Origin of the sequence: Clostridium sp. AF37-5, assembly GCF_003477605.1 — a bacterium.
GTDB lineage: Bacteria > Bacillota > Clostridia > Lachnospirales > Lachnospiraceae > Eubacterium_F.
This window is the reverse complement of record NZ_QUDR01000009.1, coordinates 90,657-110,730: the sequence shown is the minus strand read 5'-3', so window position 1 is coordinate 110,730 and position 20,074 is coordinate 90,657. Positions and strand designations below refer to the sequence as shown.

The 20,074-nt window shown below is 41.1% G+C and carries 17 protein-coding genes and 1 pseudogene; 1 reads left to right on the top strand and 17 read right to left on the bottom strand.

Annotated elements, in window-relative coordinates; translation table 11 throughout:
* Window positions 1–92: 92 nt before the first annotated feature.
* From DW019_RS07835 to DW019_RS07755, 17 genes and pseudogenes are all read right to left on the bottom strand, one after another.
* A complete protein-coding gene (locus tag DW019_RS07835) occupies window positions 93–1,373 on the bottom strand; it encodes an O-acetylhomoserine aminocarboxypropyltransferase/cysteine synthase family protein (protein WP_118443015.1) in 1,281 nt (426 codons plus the stop codon).
* Window positions 1,374–1,439: 66 nt separating this feature from the next.
* The gene (pflA, locus tag DW019_RS07830) at window positions 1,440–2,195 is read right to left on the bottom strand and encodes a pyruvate formate-lyase-activating protein (RefSeq protein WP_118443014.1); all 756 of its coding nucleotides are present in this window, start codon (window positions 2,193–2,195) and stop codon (window positions 1,440–1,442) included.
* An 84-nt stretch (window positions 2,196–2,279) separates the two neighbouring features.
* On the bottom strand, window positions 2,280–4,532 hold the full coding sequence (gene pflB, locus DW019_RS07825) for a formate C-acetyltransferase (RefSeq protein WP_117480056.1): 2,253 nt from the start codon (window positions 4,530–4,532) through the stop codon (window positions 2,280–2,282).
* 99 nt (window positions 4,533–4,631) lie between these two features.
* Window positions 4,632–5,993, bottom strand: a complete 1,362-nt coding sequence (locus DW019_RS07820; RefSeq protein WP_118443013.1) for an MATE family efflux transporter — start codon at window positions 5,991–5,993, stop codon at window positions 4,632–4,634.
* Window positions 5,994–6,072: 79 nt separating this feature from the next.
* Window positions 6,073–7,677 carry a phosphoenolpyruvate carboxykinase (ATP) gene (pckA, locus tag DW019_RS07815; RefSeq protein ID WP_117480052.1) on the bottom strand — a complete coding sequence of 535 codons (1,605 nt, stop codon included), beginning with the start codon at window positions 7,675–7,677 and terminating at the stop codon, window positions 6,073–6,075.
* 177 nt (window positions 7,678–7,854) lie between these two features.
* The gene (locus DW019_RS07810) at window positions 7,855–9,003 is read right to left on the bottom strand and encodes a metallophosphoesterase (RefSeq protein ID WP_118443012.1); all 1,149 of its coding nucleotides are present in this window, start codon (window positions 9,001–9,003) and stop codon (window positions 7,855–7,857) included.
* Window positions 9,004–9,396: 393 nt separating this feature from the next.
* Entirely contained in the window at window positions 9,397–9,987 is a 591-nt protein-coding gene (locus DW019_RS07805; RefSeq protein ID WP_118443011.1) for a DUF3793 family protein, read from the bottom strand.
* A 132-nt stretch (window positions 9,988–10,119) separates the two neighbouring features.
* Window positions 10,120–10,482 (bottom strand): transcriptional repressor, encoded by a 363-nt coding sequence (locus DW019_RS07800; RefSeq protein ID WP_117479606.1) that lies wholly within the window; start codon window positions 10,480–10,482, stop codon window positions 10,120–10,122.
* A gap of 98 nt (window positions 10,483–10,580) precedes the next feature.
* Window positions 10,581–11,972 (bottom strand): extracellular solute-binding protein, encoded by a 1,392-nt coding sequence (locus DW019_RS07795; protein ID WP_118443010.1) that lies wholly within the window; start codon window positions 11,970–11,972, stop codon window positions 10,581–10,583.
* On the bottom strand, window positions 11,969–12,760 hold the full coding sequence (locus tag DW019_RS07790) for an ABC transporter permease (RefSeq protein ID WP_022377080.1): 792 nt from the start codon (window positions 12,758–12,760) through the stop codon (window positions 11,969–11,971). The genes DW019_RS07795 and DW019_RS07790 overlap by 4 nt, the downstream gene beginning before the upstream one ends.
* Window positions 12,754–13,551 (bottom strand): ABC transporter permease, encoded by a 798-nt coding sequence (locus DW019_RS07785; protein WP_117479612.1) that lies wholly within the window; start codon window positions 13,549–13,551, stop codon window positions 12,754–12,756. Before DW019_RS07785 ends, DW019_RS07790 begins: the two co-directional genes overlap by 7 nt.
* Before the next feature lie 379 nt (window positions 13,552–13,930).
* Window positions 13,931–14,962, bottom strand: a pseudogene (locus DW019_RS07780) (ABC transporter ATP-binding protein); the annotation flags it as partial.
* Window positions 14,963–15,099: 137 nt separating this feature from the next.
* Complete coding sequence (locus DW019_RS07775) at window positions 15,100–16,833, bottom strand: S8 family peptidase (RefSeq protein ID WP_118443008.1); 1,734 nt, start codon at window positions 16,831–16,833, stop codon at window positions 15,100–15,102.
* 1 nt (window position 16,834) lies between these two features.
* Window positions 16,835–17,494, bottom strand: coding sequence for an RNA polymerase sporulation sigma factor SigK (gene sigK, locus DW019_RS07770; protein ID WP_118443007.1), 660 nt, complete (start codon window positions 17,492–17,494; stop codon window positions 16,835–16,837).
* 115 nt (window positions 17,495–17,609) lie between these two features.
* Window positions 17,610–17,927, bottom strand: coding sequence for a type II toxin-antitoxin system RelE/ParE family toxin (locus DW019_RS07765; protein ID WP_022377075.1), 318 nt, complete (start codon window positions 17,925–17,927; stop codon window positions 17,610–17,612).
* Window positions 17,928–17,929: 2 nt separating this feature from the next.
* Window positions 17,930–18,208, bottom strand: coding sequence for a type II toxin-antitoxin system Phd/YefM family antitoxin (locus DW019_RS07760; RefSeq protein ID WP_118443006.1), 279 nt, complete (start codon window positions 18,206–18,208; stop codon window positions 17,930–17,932).
* A gap of 115 nt (window positions 18,209–18,323) precedes the next feature.
* Window positions 18,324–19,592 carry a hypothetical protein gene (locus DW019_RS07755; RefSeq protein WP_118443005.1) on the bottom strand — a complete coding sequence of 423 codons (1,269 nt, stop codon included), beginning with the start codon at window positions 19,590–19,592 and terminating at the stop codon, window positions 18,324–18,326.
* Between the two features lie 173 nt (window positions 19,593–19,765).
* Here DW019_RS07755 and DW019_RS07750 point away from each other — a divergent pair, with 173 nt between their 5' ends.
* Window positions 19,766–20,032: a hypothetical protein gene (locus DW019_RS07750; protein WP_118443004.1), complete on the top strand. Its 267-nt coding sequence runs from the start codon at window positions 19,766–19,768 to the stop codon at window positions 20,030–20,032.
* Window positions 20,033–20,074: the final 42 nt, after the last annotated feature.

Here is a 20,074-nt window from a genome sequence, read left to right as displayed (position 1 = left end):
TTTGGGAACACACCTGCATAGCAGGTGGTTTATTTTTATTGCCAATACAAAAATGTAAAAAGCCAGCATCTTCGCTGGCTTTTTATGTCAATTTAATCCTCTAACGCCTGTTTTAAATCAGCAATTAAATCCGCTTTATCTTCAAGTCCGCAAGAAATACGAACAAGGCCTGCCGGAATACCGGCTGCCAAAAGCTGCTCATCATTCATCTGACGGTGTGTCGATGTTGCCGGGTTTAAGCAGCACGTTCTGGCATCTGCAACATGGGTTTCGATTGCTGCCAGTTTCAAACGTTTCATAAAACTTTCTGCCGCCGCACGGCCACCTTTTAATTCAAAAGAAACAACGCCGCATCCACCATTTGGCAGATATTTCTGACCTAATTCATAATACGGGTCACTTTTAAGACCGGAGTAACTTACATGCGCTACCTTTTCATGACTTTCCAAGAATTCTGCAACCGCCTGTGCATTTTCCACGTGGCGTGGCATTCTCACGTGAAGAGACTCCAAGCCAAGATTTAAATAAAAGGCATGCTGTGGAGATTGAATACAACCAAGATCACGCATCAACTGTGCGGTACATTTTGTAATAAATGCGCCTTCCTTACCAAACTTCTCTGCATACGTGATTCCGTGATACGACTCATCCGGTGTACAAAGTCCCGGGAATTTATCTGCATGAGCCATCCAGTCAAACTTGCCGGAATCCACAATTGCGCCACCTACTGCTGCACCGTGGCCATCCATGTATTTTGTCGTCGAATGAGTAACAATATCAGCTCCCCACTCAATTGGGCGGCAGTTAATCGGCGTCGGGAATGTATTATCTACAATCAGCGGTACCCCGTGTGCATGTGCTGCTCTCGCAAATTTTTCAATGTCCAAAACCGTAAGTGCCGGATTGGCAATCGTCTCGCCAAATACCGCTCTTGTGTTATCTTTGAATGCCGCATTCAGTTCCTCTTCTGTACAGTCCGGAGAAACAAATGTAACATCAATTCCCATCTTTTTCATTGTCACTTCAATTAAGTTAAAGGTTCCTCCGTAAATGCTGGAGGAAGAAACAATATGACTTCCATTTTCGCAAATGTTAAAAAGTGCAAAGAAGTTGGCAGCCTGTCCGGAAGAGGTAAGCATTGCTGCTGTACCACCCTCAAGTTCTGCAATTTTAGCCGCTACCATATCATTAGTCGGATTCTGAAGACGCGTATAAAAATACCCTTCTGCTTCCAAATCAAACAATCTTCCCATATCCTCGCTGGTATCATACTTAAATGTAGTTGACTGAATAATCGGAATCTGTCTGGGTTCCCCATTTCCCGGTGTATATCCCCCCTGCACACATCTTGTATTTAATTTGTACTCACTCATTTTTTAACTCCTTTATTTTTCATGTAATTTATTATCTATTCTACCACATTTTACAAGGATTTCCTATTATTTTTTTATCCCCAATATTTCTTCTGCGTCCTTCACTTGTTCCTCCGTTGGCACCGGAACACCTTCAAGTGAATACGGAATGCCAAGATTTTCCCATTTAAAAAGACCAAGTGTGTGATACGGTAGAATTTCCACACGGCTCACATTCGTCCACTCATCCAGTTTTTTTCGAAGTGCTTTCAAATCCTCTTTGCCATCAGTAAGCCCCGGAACAAGAACGTGGCGAATCCACATTTCTTTTCCCATTTCATTCATCTTATCTGCCATCGCAAGAATATTTTTGTTGCTTCGTCCGGTCAATTTCTTGTGTTTTTCCTCATCCATTTCCTTGATATCTAACATTACAAGGTCTGTAACTTCCATCAGTTTTTCAAACTTTTCAACGGTTGCCGGTTCTTCACCATAAATACTTCCACTGGTGTCTAAAGTCGTGTGAATCCCCTTTTCTTTTGCATACCCAAAAAGTTCGGTCACAAAATCAATCTGTAACAATGGCTCGCCGCCACTGACCGTAATTCCTCCATTATTTTTCCAGTAATTCTGATAACGGTAAGCACGGTCAAATGCCTCTTTTGCCGTCTGCCAGCCAAGTCCGACATCCATTTTTTCATCTTCATCTGTGCAAATCTTCCAAGTCTCGGGATTATGACAATACCGGCAGCGCATCTTACAGCCCTGTACAAAAAGTACATACCTCACGCCCGGTCCATCCACCAGACCAAATGTCTCAATACTATGAACATATCCCTTCATAATTACCTCTCTTTCACTTGAAAAAGATGCACAACCGGGACAAACTTCCCGGCTGTGCATCCAGAATTTTTTTGAAGCTTTTCTTTACATTCTTCCGTGGCAGGTACGTGCAATTACATCATTCTGCTGTTCTTCGGTCAAATCGATAAATTTAACGGCATAACCGGATACACGAATCGTAAAGTTTGCGTATTCTTCTTTTTCCGGATGTTTCTGTGCATCCAACAATTTTTCTTTTCCAAATACATTGACATTCAAGTGATGTGCTCCCTGATCGAAGTATCCGTCAAGTACCTGAACCAAATTGTTCTTACGCTCATCCTCATTATGTCCCAATGCGTCCGGATTAATCGTCTGCGTATTGGAAATTCCATCCAAAGCCCAGTGATATGGGAGTTTAGCAACGGAGTTCAGGGAAGCAAGCAAACCATTCTGCTCTGCTCCGTAACTTGGTGATGCACCAGGTGCAAATGGAGTAAATGCTTTTCTTCCATCCGGCATCATACCGGTTGCTTTACCATATACCACATTGGAAGTAATGGTAAGAATCGATGTTGTAGGCTCGGAATCACGGTACGTATGATATTTTTTAATCTTATCAAGGAATGTACCAAGAAGCCATACACCAATCTCATCGGCACGCTCATCATCGTTACCGTAACGTGGGAAGTCTCCCTCTGTCTCAAATCCTACTACAATACCATCTTCATTACGAACTGTCTTAACTTTTGCGTACTTAATTGCACTCAAAGAGTCAATTACATGAGAGAATCCTGCGATACCGGTTGCGAATGTACGGCGTACATCGGTATCAATAAGAGCCATCTCAGCAGCTTCGTAATAATATTTATCATGCATATACTGAATCAGGTTCAAAATATTTACATACAGACCTGCCAGCCAGTCAAGCATGCGGTCATAACTTTCCATAACCTCATCATAGTCAAGGTATTCGGACGTAATCGGTTTGTAAGCCGGTCCGACCTGATTAAATTCTTTTTCGTCCACACCACCATTGATTGCGTACAACAGTGCTTTTGCAAGGTTTGCTCTTGCTCCGAAGAACTGCATTTCCTTACCTGTCTGTGTAGCAGATACACAACAGCAGATGGAGTAGTCATCGCCCCATACCGGTTTCATCACATCGTCGTTCTCATACTGAATGGAACTTGTACGAATGGAAATGTCAGAAGCATATTTCTTAAATGTTTCCGGCAAATCAGACGAATATAATACAGTAAGGTTAGGCTCCGGTGAAGGTCCCATGTTCTCCAACGTATGAAGGAAGCGGAAGTCATTCTTCGTCACCATAGAACGTCCATCCATGCCGATACCTGCTACTTCCAATGTTGCCCATACCGGGTCACCGGAGAACAACTGGTTATAAGAAGGAATGCGGGCAAATTTAACCATACGGAATTTCATTGTCATATGGTCAATCAATTCCTGTGCCTCTGTCTCTGTCAGGATGCCTTTTTTCAAGTCACGCTCAATATAAATATCGAGGAATGTAGAAATACGTCCTACACTCATGGCAGCACCATTCTGTGTCTTAATAGCAGCCAGATAACCAAAGTAGAGCCACTGAACAGCTTCTTTTGCATCTTTTGCCGGACGGGAAATGTCATAGCCATAAATCTGAGCCATTTCTTTCATTCCCTGCAAAGCTTTAATCTGCTCTGCAATTTCCTCACGAAGACGAATTACATCGTCTGTCATTGTTCCGCATCCACAGTTTGCTTTATCTTTCTGTTTCTGCTCAATCAAAAAGTCAATACCATACAAAGCTACACGACGGTAATCGCCAACGATACGTCCACGTCCGTAAGTATCCGGAAGACCGGTTACAATGTGGCTGTGACGAGCCTTTTTCATCTCTGGTGTATACGCATCAAAAACAGCAGCATTGTGTGTTTTGTGGTATTCGTTAAAAATTTTATTAAACTTTGGATTTGGTGTGTAACCATAAGTTGTACATGCCTGCTCTGCCATCTTGATACCACCGTATGGCATAAACGCACGTTTCAGAGGCTTGTCTGTCTGAAGACCAACAATTTTCTCCAAATCTTTCAATTCTTCTTTAATATATCCCGGGCCATATGCAGTCAGAGAAGATACAACCTCTGTCTCCATATCTAAAACGCCATTATTGGCACGCTCTTCTTTCTGAAGTTTCTGCAACTCGCCCCAAAGCTGATTGGTTGCATCAGTAGGACCCGCCAAAAAGCTCTCATCTCCATCATATGGGGTGTAATTCTTCTGAATGAAATCTCTGGTATTAATCTCTTCTTTCCAGATTTTTCCTTCAAATCCATCCCATTCTTTGAACTCTTTCATCTTGTTACCTCCTTAAAAATCGCAAATGTCTATTGCTGAATGTAATACTAACATTTTCTATACCTAATTTCAAGCAAATCAATGATATTATTTCTCATTTCATTTTTGGTTAAAATTTCTCAATTCCCGGTAAACCATAATAAAACAGACAACCGCCGCTAAACAGTCTGCCACCGGACCAGCATACATAATTCCATCAATTCCCAAAAACAACGGGAACAAAAGGATTAGCGGCAGTAAAAATAGAATCTGCCTTGTCAATGCCAAAAAGCTGCCAACCTTAGGTTTGCCAATCGCTGTGAAAAAATTCGACGTAATCGGCTGCATAAAATTGACAAATGTAAAAAACAAAAAGACATGAAAATACCGAATTGCAAACTGATAATACAGTTCGGAACCATCTCCGAAAATGGAAATAATTTGTCTTGGGAAAAACTGAAACATAAAAAATGCAATTACTGCTAAAACAGCACCAATGGAAACTGCTTTTATATATGCTTCCTTCACACGCCCTTTTTTCCCCGCTCCATAATTAAAACTTGCAATCGGCTGTAAGCCCTGCGAAAGTCCAATAACAAAGGACATAAAAATCATGTTTACTTTTGTAATAATGCCGGCACACGCAATCGGAATATTTTCGCCGTAAATCGAGTGGGAACCGTAATGCTTCAACGACTGGTTCATAATAATCTGCACAATCATCATCGCGACCTGATTACTGCAAGGTGCCATACCAAGAGACGTGATTCTCTTAACATTTTCCCATTTTACAAACAAATGCTCTTTATGAATCGATACCGTCTTACCATGCATCAAGCAAATAATCGCCATGATTCCGGACACCATTTGTCCAATAACCGTAGCAAGCGCCGCTCCAGTCATACCAAGATTCAATCCAAACACAAAGAGAGCATCCAAAACGGTATTAATCACCGCTCCGATCAGATTGCAAACCATCGTCATACGCGGTCTTCCATCGGCTCGTATCAAATGACCTCCACCGGTACCAAGAAGTAAAAATGGAAATCCAAATGCCGTAACTTTTGTATATTCTATGGCAAAGGGAAGTACCGCTTTTGGTGATCCAAAAAACAAAAGCAATGGTTTTAAAAATAAAAAGGTGATAATGGATAAGAAAAGACCGCTTCCTGCAAGCAATACAACGGCATTTCCTAATAAATGCACGGCCTTTTTATCATCTCCGCTCCCCATCGCCAGATTAAATGCAGACGAACCACCAATTCCAATCAGTAAAGCAAGTGCCAGACAAGAGGTCGACAACGGGAAAGCAATATTTGTCGCTGCATTTCCTAATTCTCCCACTCTTTGACCAATAAAAAACTGGTCTACAATATTATAAAGAGAACCAACCAGCATTGAAATGATACTTGGAATCGCAAACTGTGAAAGCAATCGGTTTACCGGCTGTTCTCCCAAAGGATTTTTCGTTTCTATACTCATTTTTCTTCCATCCACTCAAAAAAAGATGTCAGGGGCAAATCATGCCCCCGACATCCTCTTTTTATCATTTTAATCAATATTATTTCTGAGGACCTGCTGCTACAAGTGCTTTACCTGCATCATTTCCTTCATACTTAACAAAGTTCTTTGTGAAGCGGTCTGCCAAATCTTTGGCTTTTGTTTCCCACTCAGAAGCATCTGCGTAAGTATCGCGAGGATCCAAAATACCGGAATCAACACCCGGAAGTTCTGTAGGTACTTCGAAGTTGAAGTAAGGAATCTTCTTTGTTGGTGCATTTTTAATATCACCATTTAAGATAGCATCAATGATACCACGAGTGTCTTTAATGGAGATACGTTTGCCGGTTCCATTCCATCCTGTATTTACAAGGTATGCCTTTGCGCCGCTCTTCTCCATCTTCTTAACAAGCTCTTCTGCATATTTTGTAGGATGCAGTTCCAAGAATGCCTGTCCGAAACATGCGGAGAATGTAGGAGTAGGCTCTGTAATTCCACGCTCAGTACCAGCAAGTTTTGCTGTAAATCCGGAAAGGAAGTAGTACTGTGTCTGCTCTGGTGTCAAGATAGATACCGGAGGAAGTACGCCGAATGCGTCAGCAGAAAGGAAGATTACATTCTGTGCTGCCGGTGCGGAAGAAATCGGACGTACAATATTTTCAATATGATCAATCGGATAAGATACACGTGTATTCTCTGTTACACTCTTATCTGTAAAATCAATTTTTCCGTTTGCATCTACTGTTACGTTCTCAAGAAGGGCATCTCTGCGGATTGCATTGTAGATATCCGGCTCAGACTCAGCATCCAAGTCGATAACTTTTGCATAACATCCACCTTCAAAGTTGAAGACGCCGTTGTCATCCCAGCCGTGCTCGTCATCACCAATCAAGAGACGTTTCGGGTCTGTAGACAATGTTGTTTTACCAGTACCGGAAAGACCAAAGAAGATTGCTGTGTTCTTTCCATCCATATCTGTGTTTGCGGAGCAGTGCATGGAAGCAATTCCGTCCAATGGAAGGTAGTAGTTCATCATGGAGAACATACCTTTCTTCATCTCACCGCCGTACCATGTATTAATGATAACCTGCTCACGGCTTGTAATGTTGAATGCTACACAAGTCTCGGAATTCAATCCAAGTTCTTTGTAGTTTTCTACTTTTGCTTTCGAAGCGTTGTATACAATAAAGGTCGGCTCAAAAGTTTCAAGTTCTGCCTCAGTAGGCTGGATGAACATGTTCTTAATGAAATGTGCCTGCCATGCTACTTCAACGATGAAACGAACAGCCATACGGGTATCTGCATTTGCTCCACAGAAAGCATCTACAACAAAAAGTCTTTTGTTAGAAAGTTCTTTCTTTGCAATATCTTTTACGGTAGCCCATGCTTCTTCTGTCATCGGATGGTTATCGTTTGCATATTCATCAGATGTCCACCATACTGTGTCTTTGGAATTCTCATCCATAACAATGTACTTGTCCTTAGGAGAACGTCCGGTATAAATACCTGTCATAACGTTTACTGCACCAAGCTCTGTTTCCTGTCCTACTTCATATCCCTCAAGCCCAGCTTTTGTCTCTTCCTCGAATAACAACTCATAAGAAGGATTGTAAACAATGTCAGTTGCACCAGTAATTCCATACTTGCTCAAATCAATTTTTGCCATCTTACACGAACCTCTTTTCTTTCTTATTTTCTGATTAGTCATTGGTTAGTTAGTCATCCAATAAAAAATCTCACAACTATAGTACCACATTTTTCGGTAATGTCAACCTTTGTCTATCTGTGTCATCCATTGGAAATGTTCTAATTCACACTAATCTCGTATATTATACACGAAAAATCAAAATAAATCCACCTTCTGTTTTTGTAAATTTATCATGACATATTCGCAGTGCTCCTGCGTACGCATTGAATACCCCCAGCCGGCTTCACCGGAAGATACAATTACCTTGCAGGAACCGCGCTGGTAAAGACCATAGTTTAACTGCCCCGCCATCTCCGTAAAGTGCCCAATCGGCCAAATCTGTCCGGCGTGCGTGTGCCCCGAAAGTTCCAAATCAACTCCTGCCTGTGCATTTTCCTCCGCCTCAATTGGCTGATGATCAACGGCTATAATATATTTTTCCTCGCGGTCTTTTTGAGGAATTTTCTGAAGAATTTCTTTCGTCGACTTCCGCCCGGATGTATTTGCCCAGCCGGCATCATCTCTTCCAAGCAGAATAATTTCATCATTTATTATGGTGTATGAATCCTTTAGGATATGAATCCCATTTTTCTCAATTGTTTCATCCAGTTGTTTTTCCGTATAGGCTTTATTCGTCGTATACGGCTGTCTGTCATGATTGCCATACACATAATAAACGCCGTATTTGGTTTTGACTTTGCCCGCCATAGCAAAAATCTCCTGCATGCTTTCATACGATGTATTTTCCTCTACAATATCGCCGCCAAGCACCAAAAAGTCAGGATGCTGGTTCTGCAAATTGGTAAGTGCCTCTTTTACCGTATTCTTGCTTTGAATCGTATCAAAGTGCGTATCTGTAAGCAGGGCAATCTTATAGTTTCCAATTTCTTTTACCGTTGCCAGCGAATAGTCAGTCTGTTTTACCTCTGTCATGTTGGTAAGCCCATAAATCATAACTATGATAAAAATAACGACCGGCAGTGCACCACAGCGGTAAATTTTATGAAGAACCCGATATACTCTGCTCTCTTTTTTGCGGCGCAGAAAAAGACGCAGGACAAATGCCACAACGTCAAAAAAGAGGAATAACACAATTAGGTGAAGCATCACCATGGAAATCGTGCGGCTCATCATGGCACTGCATCCGCCAATTACCACAGAAATTAAACTCCGGATAATCCTCATTTTTCTCGTTTTTTTGTTCCCACCGAAAAATTCAATCATGCTGCCTGACTTGCAGAATGCATAGGTTCCTGTCAATCCAAATATAACACTAAGCATCGCAATCATAATTATCATTTGCATCAAATCAATCCTTTCCTTTGCAAGTGAAGTTATTATACTTGGAAAAAGGGGAAAATGCAAGGTGGTTGCGTTTTCAACTTCCCCTCACGTTACAACAAAAGTTTTCTCATATGGGCGCTCCCGCTAAATAAGTCCGTAGCGGTATGGGCACCTAAAACACAGGTACCTCATACCGACGGACTTAAACCCATATTACGAAAATCTTTTATTGTAACGTGAGGGGAATTCTGAAAAACATCACCTTTTATCCTTCGATTTTCTCTATAGCAACGCTCCCGCACCATTCATAAATGCGCCGGGCAAAAAAAGAAGTTCATTTGTCGAGAGACAAATTGAACTTCTTTTTTAATTTCGGGATTTTCTATGGCAGTCCCTTTGTTCAAAATTGTTGCATTAGCGTTTGCACGCAATTACCTGTTCCACCTTTTTCCCTTGTCTGATTTGTTTCATGAGTTCTTCTCTGGCACACTCAAACCGGCGAAACAGATTTCTTTTGGCCGGAACATTGGCGTACACTTTCCAATATCCCGTATATAGACAATTCTTTCCATCGTTTTTTATAAATCCTTCCACGTCATCGAGCGGATATCCCAAAAGGAGTCCCAGTTCATGGGGGAATGATTTGTTCTCCGTACGATAACTACGATATCTGCGTCCAAATTCAAGCAGAATGGATTCCAGATCAAACTGCTCATAGCCATTTTCCATCAAAATTGTGGTGGCACGCTTGTTCCGCATATAAATCGCGAGCATGGCAGGATTGTACAATAAGACCGTTAGTTTGTCTCCATCCAAATAAAGGACACGGCAACGGATACCGCTGTTTTGCAGGAGAGCACACAATCTCCGCAAATGGTTTTTACGAATGATAAATAAATTGGACATTTTTAATCCGGCAATCAATGGCGCACACTGTAGAACAAATTGATTCTCAACCTGTTCCATATCCATCTTCCGAATCATCTCAATGGCTTCCTTGCTCATGCAATTGGATTCTTCCTTGGTTAGTTTTGTCTAACTTGTGTTAATCATACCAAACTCTGTATCTGCTGTCAATACACCTTACTGATACAATTTCCTATTAAGAATCCAATTATTCCATCCAATTTGTAGTAATCAACTCTGGAAACCGCAAGCCTTTAATCCACTGGCAATCACCTGATTCCACTGTGCCTGTGTCAGTTCCAGACTGGTTCCATCGTTTAATTTTACCTCGCAGTTATCTTTCGCCAGGCAGTCATCACCGCAGTCAATGCGGTACATGGTATTTCTGCTGATTGCACCAATATCCTCCAATGTATTTATCATACGGTAAACGGTCGCAATACCAATCGACGAATCTTGTTTTGCCGCTTTGTAATAAATTTCTTTGCAGCAGGAATATTCTTCCTGCAAAATAATATCAAGTAAAAGCTGACGCTGCTTTGTGATGCGGCATCCTTGTTCACGCAATCTTTCCAGTATTTCTTCTCTCTGCATGGAATGTTCCTCCTTACGAAAATGATGTTTTTCATTGTTAGTATAAACTAACTCTCGTAAGTTGTCAAGAACACGCGTCCGTTATTGCCAACTTTTTTTCAAAAACAACGCACTCGAATCCACATCCTTGAGATTCTCCGATTCGCTTCCTCACTAAAACACTGCATAACAGCGCTGCGTTTCAAAACGCTTTGCTCCGGATACTGGGCACTGACCTGCCGTGAGGCTTGCGACTTTGGCACCTCCAATACATACTTATTTTTGGTCTCTTTTGCACCGGAGAAAAAATAAGATAAGTCATAAGGGGATACTTCCTCTTCATCCTCCTCTGCGCCATAGCACCAATCTGCATACTTAAAAATCAAATCACTGTCACCACCGGCAATCACTGAAGTATAACCGACATAATACATATTGCGGATTACATTGTCCGGCCGTGAAATATAATTGATAAAAGCCTGCGCCGCTTGTTTCTTCTTCGCATCGCCGGAAATTCCGTTTTTCATCATGCAAAAACCATCAAACCAAAGGTTGCTTCCCTCTTCCGGCACTGCATAACTAAGTTCCAGCCCGTCTTTTTCGGCCTCATCCATCGTGTAAACACCATCACCGGACCACTGCATATTAAGAACGACTTTGCCGGTCACCATATCCGCTTTTCCACTGTCCGTTTCCAGTGAATACGAATTTTTCCGCATTTTTTCCAGAATCGTCTGCACCTTGGTAACCGTCTGTTCCGATGTGTCATTTAACTCATCCGTCAGGCAATGCGTTGTCTCCATCGCTTTTTGAAATTCTTCTGACAACAATTTTTTCTCTTTTAAAATCGTAAGGGCAACTAAATAAGAATCGCGTACACTGTTTTTCATCGTCACCTGTTTCCTATACTTTTCGTCAAGCAAAACCGACCAGTGGCGGACATCTTCTTTTGACACCGCAAAAGGATTATATACAAGTCCCATAACACCCCACATATAACCGGCCCCATAACGGCTTAACGATTCGCCACTTATCTTTAAATCATCAAATACATTTTTAATATAAGGAGAAACACCGCGGCTGTAATAATTTTCTTTTTTTGAAGCATCGAAAAAATCTTCCGTAAACGGCTCCAGTTTTTTCTCCTTCATCAACTTCATAATCATGTATTCCGATGGACAGACCAAATCAAAAGTATCTCCCAATGTCATCTGATTATACAAATCTTCATTTGTTCCAAAAGTAGAATATTCAACGCGTACTTTCTCCCCATATGTCTTTTCATACCAGGATTCGAAATCGTCTACCATATTTTCTCTGCCTAAAATTTTCGTTTTCTCATCCAAATCAATTGTCTCATCTTCGTCCCAGCCGCCTTCATCTAAATATTCCTCCCAGTTGGCAATCCGAAGCACAATTTCTTCGTTTTGATTCTCCTTGTTCTCACAGCCAAAGAAAACTGTACTGCAAAAAAGCAGCGAAAAACAAAATATCATCCATATTTTTTTCATCGTTTTTGTTTCCTCCCCGCTTTCATATTCATTCCAATCACAACGAGAACAACAACCAAAAATATAACCGCAGACAATGCCCACAACGCCGTCTTAATTTCGGTTCTTGCCCCCTTCGTTGCATTTACCACGTAGGTGCTGATTGTATCAAACACCGCTGGTTTTGTATACGTTGTAATAAAATAATCATCCAGTGACAACGTGACAGACAACATAAATCCGGATGTAATGCCCGGCATGATTTCGCGCACAATCACGCGCCACAAAGCCTGTCTGTGATTGCAGCCAAGGTCCAAAGCTGCTTCATATAAATTCGGATCCATCTGTTTTAATTTCGGCAGCACCGACAAATACGCAAATGGAGCGCATAATACCGTCTGTCCGACAAGCAGCGGCAGATACGTGTCCTTGTCCACACCAAACAAAACAATCATCAAAACGCAGATACTAAAACCGGTTACAACTTCTGCATTGGCAATTGGAATCTGATTCAAAAAATTGATGCACTGCCCGCTTTTTTTCCCGGCGTAAAAGGAACCGATTGCACCAATGGTTCCAAGAAGAGTGGACAAAAAAGCAACCGTAACCGCTAAAAGAAGCGTTCCGCCAATCATATGGAGCAGTTCCTTCGTGGTAAATAATGTGACATAATGCTCCAGTGAAAAACCACGAATCGCACCAATCATCGTAGAACTCGTAAAACTGTAAACAATCAGCACAAGAATCGGTGCATACAAAAACACAAATACACAAAAAAGCCAGAGTCTTTGTCCTAATTTTTTCACCATATGCCACCTCCTCTTGCTTCCACTTCCTGCTTCTTTGCAAAACGGTCCGTAATCCATGTCACAAAGAACATTAAAATAAGAAGAAGGATTGAAATCATGGAGCCATTATGCCAGTCATACGCATTGAAATAACTGCCGATCAGGCTTCCCATAATATAGGTACTGTTATAAATCATATCTAACACAACATAATTTGTCATCGCCGGCAAAAATACCATTGTCACACCACTGATAATCCCCGGTAACGTCATCGGAATCATGACCCGCCAGAACACATGGAAAGACGATGCGCCTAAATCAGCCGCTGCTTCCGGAAGACTGTCATCCAATTTGGATATCGTTGTGTACAGGGGCAGAATCATAAAGGGAAGAAAATCATACACCATGCAGAGTATCGTATTGAAAAACGGATACATCGCAAGATTTCCCTCCATGACATCTAAAATTTCTTTGACAGCTGTAATGCGCAGCGTAAAATTAATCCACATTGGCATCACAAGCAAAATCACATAGACCGGTCCCCGTTTCAGATTGCCCCGCGCCAGTATATAAGCAGTCGGATACGCAATCAATAAACAGACAATCGTTGTTGTAACAGCAATCATAAGGCTGTAAAACAAAGTTCCCATGGTTTTCCCATCGACAAAAAACTCACGAAAATTTTCCCATGTAAACTGTCCCTCTCCATTCGTAAGTGCATAATATAAAATAACAAAAAGCGGCAATACCACAAACACAAGCAGAAAAACAAGGTAGGGGATCCGAAGCTGCTTCCTTGAAAATCTAATCATCCCGCGCCCCCTTATTTATCACTTCATATGTTATTTTTTCATCCGGCACTACCACACTGACATAGTCGCCCATATTCCACAGCCACTCGTCATCCACATAATAATCCACATCATTTTTGCTTCGGATTTTATATTTGTAGTGGTCGCCTTTATATATAATAGATATAATATTTCCTTCAACAAATCCTTCTGCCGGGTCATCACTTAAATTTGCATCTGCCGGCAAAAAGGACGCCATAACATGAATTCCTTCTGTATTTTCCGGCACCTTCCCTGAAAAAAGTTTTGTCAAATCCGGTTTCCTGCTGCCGTCCACAAATAGAACATGTCCACTCGCATCCATCAGTCCCTCGTAATGGTTGATGTTCTGATTATACGGCATAACATGAATCCCCTGCGGTTTGATGTCGATTCCGACCTTCGTGCCTGCTTCAATTGCTTCCTCATTCTGCGCTACAATTTCACTTTTTCCGGAATAAATAACAATCTCATGAAACGTTCCCTTGAACACGGAGGAATGAACTTTTCCTTGTATTTTTCCCTCTCCTGCCGGGCAAAGAATAACCGACTCCGGTCGAATCACAGCCTCAACATGGTCGCCAAGTGGAAAATTCTCCTTGCAGCCAAACTCCACCCCGTGAATTGAAAGCCTGCAGTCACCGACCATTTTGCCATCAAAAATATTGCTCTCGCCAATAAAATCGGCGACAAATGCATTTTCCGGCACCTTATAAATATCTTCCGGTTTTCCCGCCTGCTGAATTTTTCCATCCGCCATAACCACAACCTTATCTGAAAGAGCCAGAGCTTCCTCCTGGTCATGAGTAACAAAAATAAATGTAATGCCAAGCTCTTTATGCATTTCCTTTAATTCAAACTGCATTTCTTTCCGCATCTTGTAATCTAAGGCTCCAAGTGGCTCATCTAACAAAAGAATTTCCGGCTCATTAACAATTGCTCTCGCAATCGCAACACGCTGCTGCTGTCCGCCGGACAACGTAGAAATTTTTCTTTTTTCAAATCCTTCTAAATCAACCACTTCCAACACTTTTTTTACCTTTTCCCGAATCACTTCTTTCGGCACTTTTTTCATTTTCAAGCCAAAGGCAATATTGTCATAAATATTGAGATACGGAAATAGGGCATACTTCTGAAACACCGTATTGATTGGGCGTTTCGCCGGTGGAAGTTTGCTGATATCTTTTCCGTGTAATAAAATCTCTCCCCCGGTCGGCTGCTCAAAGCCGCCAATCATACGCAATATCGTCGTTTTCCCGCAGCCGGACGGTCCCAAAAAGGTAACAAATTCCCCTTTTTTTATCGTAAGGGAAAAATCCTTGATAACGGGTGTGTCCTTTTCATAACACTTTTTTACATGACGCAATTCAATGATATTATTTTCTGTAGCCATCTTTGTACCTCGCAAGCAAATTTGCCGTTATTATAGCGTATTTGGGGGACAAAAATCAAGTGCATCCAATTTTTTGCTTTTGGGGCAGAAGATTAGATATCCATTACCAAATGCTTTGGTTGGTAATTTTTCTTACATCATGGAATACTGTCCGCCACACACAGCATCCCCCATCCTACTCTGTCATTCGGAAAGGTTTCAAATGCTCTTGTTCTTCTAGCGCCGCGGATGAGATAGGCTTTTACTTTCTGACCATATAAGTAAGCATCGTTTCCATTGATAATTCCATATTGCATGATCAGAGCGGCGCTTCCGGTGACAAATGGACACGCCATTGAGGTTCCGCTTTTTCTTGTATATCCGCCACCGGGTGCACAGGACAAAATACCGACACCGGGTGCCGAAAGATCCGGCTTGCTCTGATTGCAGCAGACGTAACCTCGCCCGGAAAATGGCGCATAAGTGTCCGTATTTGCATCGTATGCGGCTACGGTAATTGGGCGCATAGCGGTCGAAGGAATTGTAAGCGTAAGTGCTGATTCAGAAACTAAAAATCCGGTTTCTTCGTTAATTTGTGCACCGCTTGGCATCCACAATTCAAAACGCCCGTCCACCAGTTGTTTGGGCATGAGTGTTAATTTCCAGATGCCGCCCTGAATCATCGCCCGATCAGATACGGGGATAATTTCCAGATAAATTTCCTGCAAAATCTGATAGGGCGACGGCTCACCAAAATACCATAAAATTTCCATTCCATCCTGCAAAGAGCGAAAGGTTCCTGCCGTTTCCTCCGATACGACAATCTGACTTCCGGATGGCGTTGTTAATGTAATTTGAAAGGAATCCACATACTGCTTCCACAATTGAATGGACAGACTTGTTTCATAGGGTGAGACGCTAAACTCTACAACTTTCTCTCTGCCTGCCTCTAACTGCCCGGAAGCGTGCCGCCGCAAATTGCCCTCGTTGCCGCTGCCAATGCAGATTGTTGTGCGCCCCACTAAAGCTGCTTCATCCAAATACGTTTCCAATAATGACGTACCGGTATGCGAACCATAATTATTTCCATAACTTAAATTTAAGGCAAGCGGCTGGTTTCTTTCTGCCGCAAAACGAATACAAAAATCAATTGCCTGCATCAGTTCTGCCGTCTGCGGAAAATCTCTTTGCGTCCTGCCGCCTAATTTCACAATTAACAGTTGTGATTCATACGCCACACCGCGATTTTCTCCCCGGCTGGCACGGCCATTGCCTGCTGCAATCCCGGCAACATGTGTTCCATGTCCGCTTGCATCCACTGCCGGCGCAGGACCTAATGCTTGTAACAATTCATTTATTTTTTCTTCCGAATAAAACAAGCCGAAGGAATAACCGGACGGTGGCATAAGCTCCATTTCGCCCTCATTTACCGCCGTCTGGTTCCAAATTCCCACGATTCTTGTTGTTCCATCTTCCTTTCGAAAATCCGGATGATAAATATCAATTCCGGAATCTATGATTCCTACCAGAATACCCTGTCCGGTCAGAGAAAGGGGCTCCCTCTGTACGGGAGGAATGCACGATACCAGTTTTCCTTCGTATACGGCAAAAGACAACGCCTTTGGCTTTTCGATATATTCTACCTGTGGTTCTTCTGCCAACGCTCTCAACTGTTTTTCTGTCACTTCTAAAACAGCGTACCCTCCTAACAGCGGCGTCACCCGCTCATAGTTACCTGCCAATTGCAAAAGTTCTCCGGAATACCGAATAATCACCTGCCACAACTTTTCTTCCGGGTCATAACCGGCAGATAAATTTTCGCTTTTTTCTCTTGTATCTTCTGAGACATCTAAAGACAACTCCAGTAAATTTTCTATTTTAGGATCCGACATCTCAGTTTTTTCTCCTTCCATAATCATATGCACGCCGAAGCTTTTGTAGTGCTTTTTTTTCAATCCGGCTCACATAGCTGCGCGAAATACCAAGCTGTTTGGCAATTTCACGCTGTGTAATTTCCGGATGTTCCGGTGTTCCCTTTCCCTCGGACACACCATAGCGGAGGCGGATAATTAACTTTTCTCGTTCCGTCAGATTTTTCTCAATATAACCGTATAACTTTTCAATATTTTCTTCCTTTTCCATCCGCTCCGGAATATCCTCGTCGACACTCTCCAATACATCCAAAAATCGAAGCGCATTTCCCTCACCATCATCCCCGCTAATCGGCTCATACAAAAAAATTTCCCGCGCCCGCTTCTTATCACTCCGAAATGTCATCAACAATTCATTGTCGATACAGCGGGAGGCATACGTCGCTAACCGAACGCCCTTCCCTATTCGATATGTGTCGACCGCTTTAATCAGTCCAATTGTCCCTATGGAAATCAAATCATCGACACTATGGTCGGAATTGCTGTATTTCTTCACCAGATAGGCAACCAGCCGAAGATTTCGTTCAATCAGAATATTTCTTGCCTCTCTGTCACCCTGTTCCCATCTCTCAATTGCTTCATTTTCTTCCTCTACACTTAAAGGCTGTGGAAATGACTGCATGATACACCTCAGAGATTGTCGTTACTTTCATCCTATGTAATTTTTTGTCCATAAGTGCCTGGACGTAAAAAAAAGAGATGTCCTCGGGGCATCTCTTTTTTTAGGATAAACTTCTCTACAAACCACGAATAATATTCAAATAATCTTGGCGTTGATCTACGACTGCATATACAATCACTTGCTTATTTTCCTCATGAATTTTATAAAATACTAAGTCTTTTTCTAAAATAAGCACTTTATACCCTTGTCTCTTAAGAATAAGATATCTTGGCTCGGTTCCAATATATGGATCATCTCCTAATTCAAGAATTCGTTTTTCAATCTCGTCAAGTTTCTCAAGTGCTGCTGTATTTCCAAAATTTTGAGCAATATACAAAATTATTTTTCTGATACCTGCATCGGCTGTATCAGTCCTTATTACCGCATACTTCATAATCACTCCTCCTGAAGCATTTTTCTCAAATCATCAAATGTTTCCGTTATCGGAGCAACTCTGCCATTTTTAACATCATCTTCCGCTTCGGCTAATACTTCTAATAATTCTATTCTTGCTTTCATATTTTTATATTCTTCATAGGAAAGTGCAACCGTATCGCCTCTGCCATTTACTGTAATAATCACTGCTTCTTTGTTTTCCTTACACAGTTTTGATATTTCAGAATAATGATTTCGCAAATCAGCAGATGGTCTTATTGTTTCTTGCAATGTCAACATATTAGTCACCTCCGTGTATAATATATGCAAATTATATCATCTTTTGTGTATATATTCAATATCGGATGTTGTGCTGTTTGTGACAATAAATCTTAAATTACCATCAGCGTATAAATCACACATACGCTTCATCATTAAGCCCCTGCTGCATAAGACGAACTTTCGCCTTTTTACTGCTGTAGAGTTTTGTCACTTTCGTATTTTTGTTGTAGGAATAATAAAAAAGTTTACCTTTCTCATTTACAAATTCACCAATCCAGGTACCGTTTTTCGTTACATCCAGTATCATTCCTGTACGCACGGTCCAATTGTGCATGCCACACTGATTGCCGTCATTATATCCATTTCCATAATTCTTCAAAAAAGAACTTAGTTCTTCCTCATAGGTAATCGACTTCCCGGTCTTTTTATTTAAACTTACAACAACATAATTTCTGTCGTATGAAATTTCCTGATATGCTCCAATTTTATACTGATAATCTACTGCTAATTGCAAATACATTGTATTGCCGATAAAATAGAACTTATCAATATGCATCGAATGGAATGCATCTGTGGAAAACTTCTCTTTTACACACTGCATTAATACATCCATTGAAATCAGGTTTGTTTTCTTCTTTGCCATATCATAACAAACAATCCACTTTTCTGTTGGAACATACAGTTTTTTACCAGAAATGCCAACCTGCGTATCTAACTTTTCATGTTCATCATAACGGTAGCGTTTTGACTCATACTGCGAAGCCTTATTTACTATTTTTTTACGTTTTCCGGTAGACAGATTTAACTGGTAAAAGGCTTCATCAATTTTTTTATAATAACTCTTAAACCGCGAGTAATAAATGCAGTTTCCAATCTTTGCAGTAAGCCCCGATGCATCCTTTGCAACATTAATACTGCTGTAATAGACAGGCTTTCCGGTAAGTGACGTTTTCTGTTTCGTTTTCTTGTTATAAGATACAATCGAATTGTTTATGCGATAGACAATTTTTTTATCCGTCGCATAAAGGAACTCCTGCCATTCGTTGACATAAAACAACTTCTTTTTCTTTTTTACTTTTAACTTTCCGCTCTTTTGGTTCAACGGAACCTGCCATACATAACCGGTCGACGAATCCTTCCGATTTACTTTGTAATAATAAATATAGCTTTTCGTCTTGTAAATTTCCCTCATTGAATACTCTTTTTTAATCAATGTGTACTTTTTCTTTTTACTGCCATCCTTTCCATAGAGTTCAATTCCGTCTTTGTAATTACTGCAGTAAACATACTTTTTGCCAGTGTACGGATTCGCTGTCTTTGCTTTTGAAACCGCCGCCTGCGGTAAAATCATAGAAAGTACAAAAACCATGCAAACCCCTATTTTGCTGAATTTTTTTACCATATACATCATCCTCCTTCTCGGGTTGTTTCTATAAACAATACGATTGAAAATGGTAAAATGTTGCAGTTTTTTTAATCTATTTTTACTTTTTTTATAACATTTTCCATTTTTCATTCGTATTGTAAATAGACACCCACAAAAAAGCAAATAATTATCGAAGGGAGAATTTAACTATGAAGAAAAAAATTGATGTAACAAGCAATAAAGGGAAAGTAAAAAATCTTGACATTCCAGCTACACTTGGCGATGCACCGGTAACACAAATAGGTTATGATTACATCACAAGAGATGCCAATTCTGGAGATGACTTTGATGAATTCGGCCAGACAGTTTTTGGCATATATGTAGAAGAAGCACACAACTGCGATGGTGCTTTTGAAGATATATTGATAAAAAAGCAAAAAAGAGTACAAAATAATATTTCCTTTTTTTCTCCCTGATGTGGTACAATGGAAAAAGACAATTTCCGGCGTCTGCCGGTT

Bases quoted from the DNA above. Each gene is read 5' to 3' on its own strand.
- DW019_RS07835 (WP_118443015.1), bottom strand. From the start codon at position 1,373: ATGAGTGAGTACAAATTAAATACAAGATGTGTGCAGGGGGGATATACA.
- pflA (WP_118443014.1), bottom strand. From the start codon at position 2,195: ATGAAGGGATATGTTCATAGTATTGAGACATTTGGTCTGGTGGATGGA.
- pflB (WP_117480056.1), bottom strand. From the start codon at position 4,532: ATGAAAGAGTTCAAAGAATGGGATGGATTTGAAGGAAAAATCTGGAAA.
- DW019_RS07820 (WP_118443013.1), bottom strand. From the start codon at position 5,993: ATGAGTATAGAAACGAAAAATCCTTTGGGAGAACAGCCGGTAAACCGA.
- pckA (WP_117480052.1), bottom strand. From the start codon at position 7,677: ATGGCAAAAATTGATTTGAGCAAGTATGGAATTACTGGTGCAACTGAC.
- DW019_RS07810 (WP_118443012.1), bottom strand. From the start codon at position 9,003: ATGCAAATGATAATTATGATTGCGATGCTTAGTGTTATATTTGGATTG.
- DW019_RS07805 (WP_118443011.1), bottom strand. From the start codon at position 9,987: ATGAGCAAGGAAGCCATTGAGATGATTCGGAAGATGGATATGGAACAG.
- DW019_RS07800 (WP_117479606.1), bottom strand. From the start codon at position 10,482: ATGCAGAGAGAAGAAATACTGGAAAGATTGCGTGAACAAGGATGCCGC.
- DW019_RS07795 (WP_118443010.1), bottom strand. From the start codon at position 11,972: ATGAAAAAAATATGGATGATATTTTGTTTTTCGCTGCTTTTTTGCAGT.
- DW019_RS07790 (WP_022377080.1), bottom strand. From the start codon at position 12,760: ATGGTGAAAAAATTAGGACAAAGACTCTGGCTTTTTTGTGTATTTGTG.
- DW019_RS07785 (WP_117479612.1), bottom strand. From the start codon at position 13,551: ATGATTAGATTTTCAAGGAAGCAGCTTCGGATCCCCTACCTTGTTTTT.
- DW019_RS07775 (WP_118443008.1), bottom strand. From the start codon at position 16,833: ATGTCGGATCCTAAAATAGAAAATTTACTGGAGTTGTCTTTAGATGTC.
- sigK (WP_118443007.1), bottom strand. From the start codon at position 17,494: ATGCAGTCATTTCCACAGCCTTTAAGTGTAGAGGAAGAAAATGAAGCA.
- DW019_RS07765 (WP_022377075.1), bottom strand. From the start codon at position 17,927: ATGAAGTATGCGGTAATAAGGACTGATACAGCCGATGCAGGTATCAGA.
- DW019_RS07760 (WP_118443006.1), bottom strand. From the start codon at position 18,208: ATGTTGACATTGCAAGAAACAATAAGACCATCTGCTGATTTGCGAAAT.
- DW019_RS07755 (WP_118443005.1), bottom strand. From the start codon at position 19,592: ATGGTAAAAAAATTCAGCAAAATAGGGGTTTGCATGGTTTTTGTACTT.
- DW019_RS07750 (WP_118443004.1), top strand. From the start codon at position 19,766: ATGAAGAAAAAAATTGATGTAACAAGCAATAAAGGGAAAGTAAAAAAT.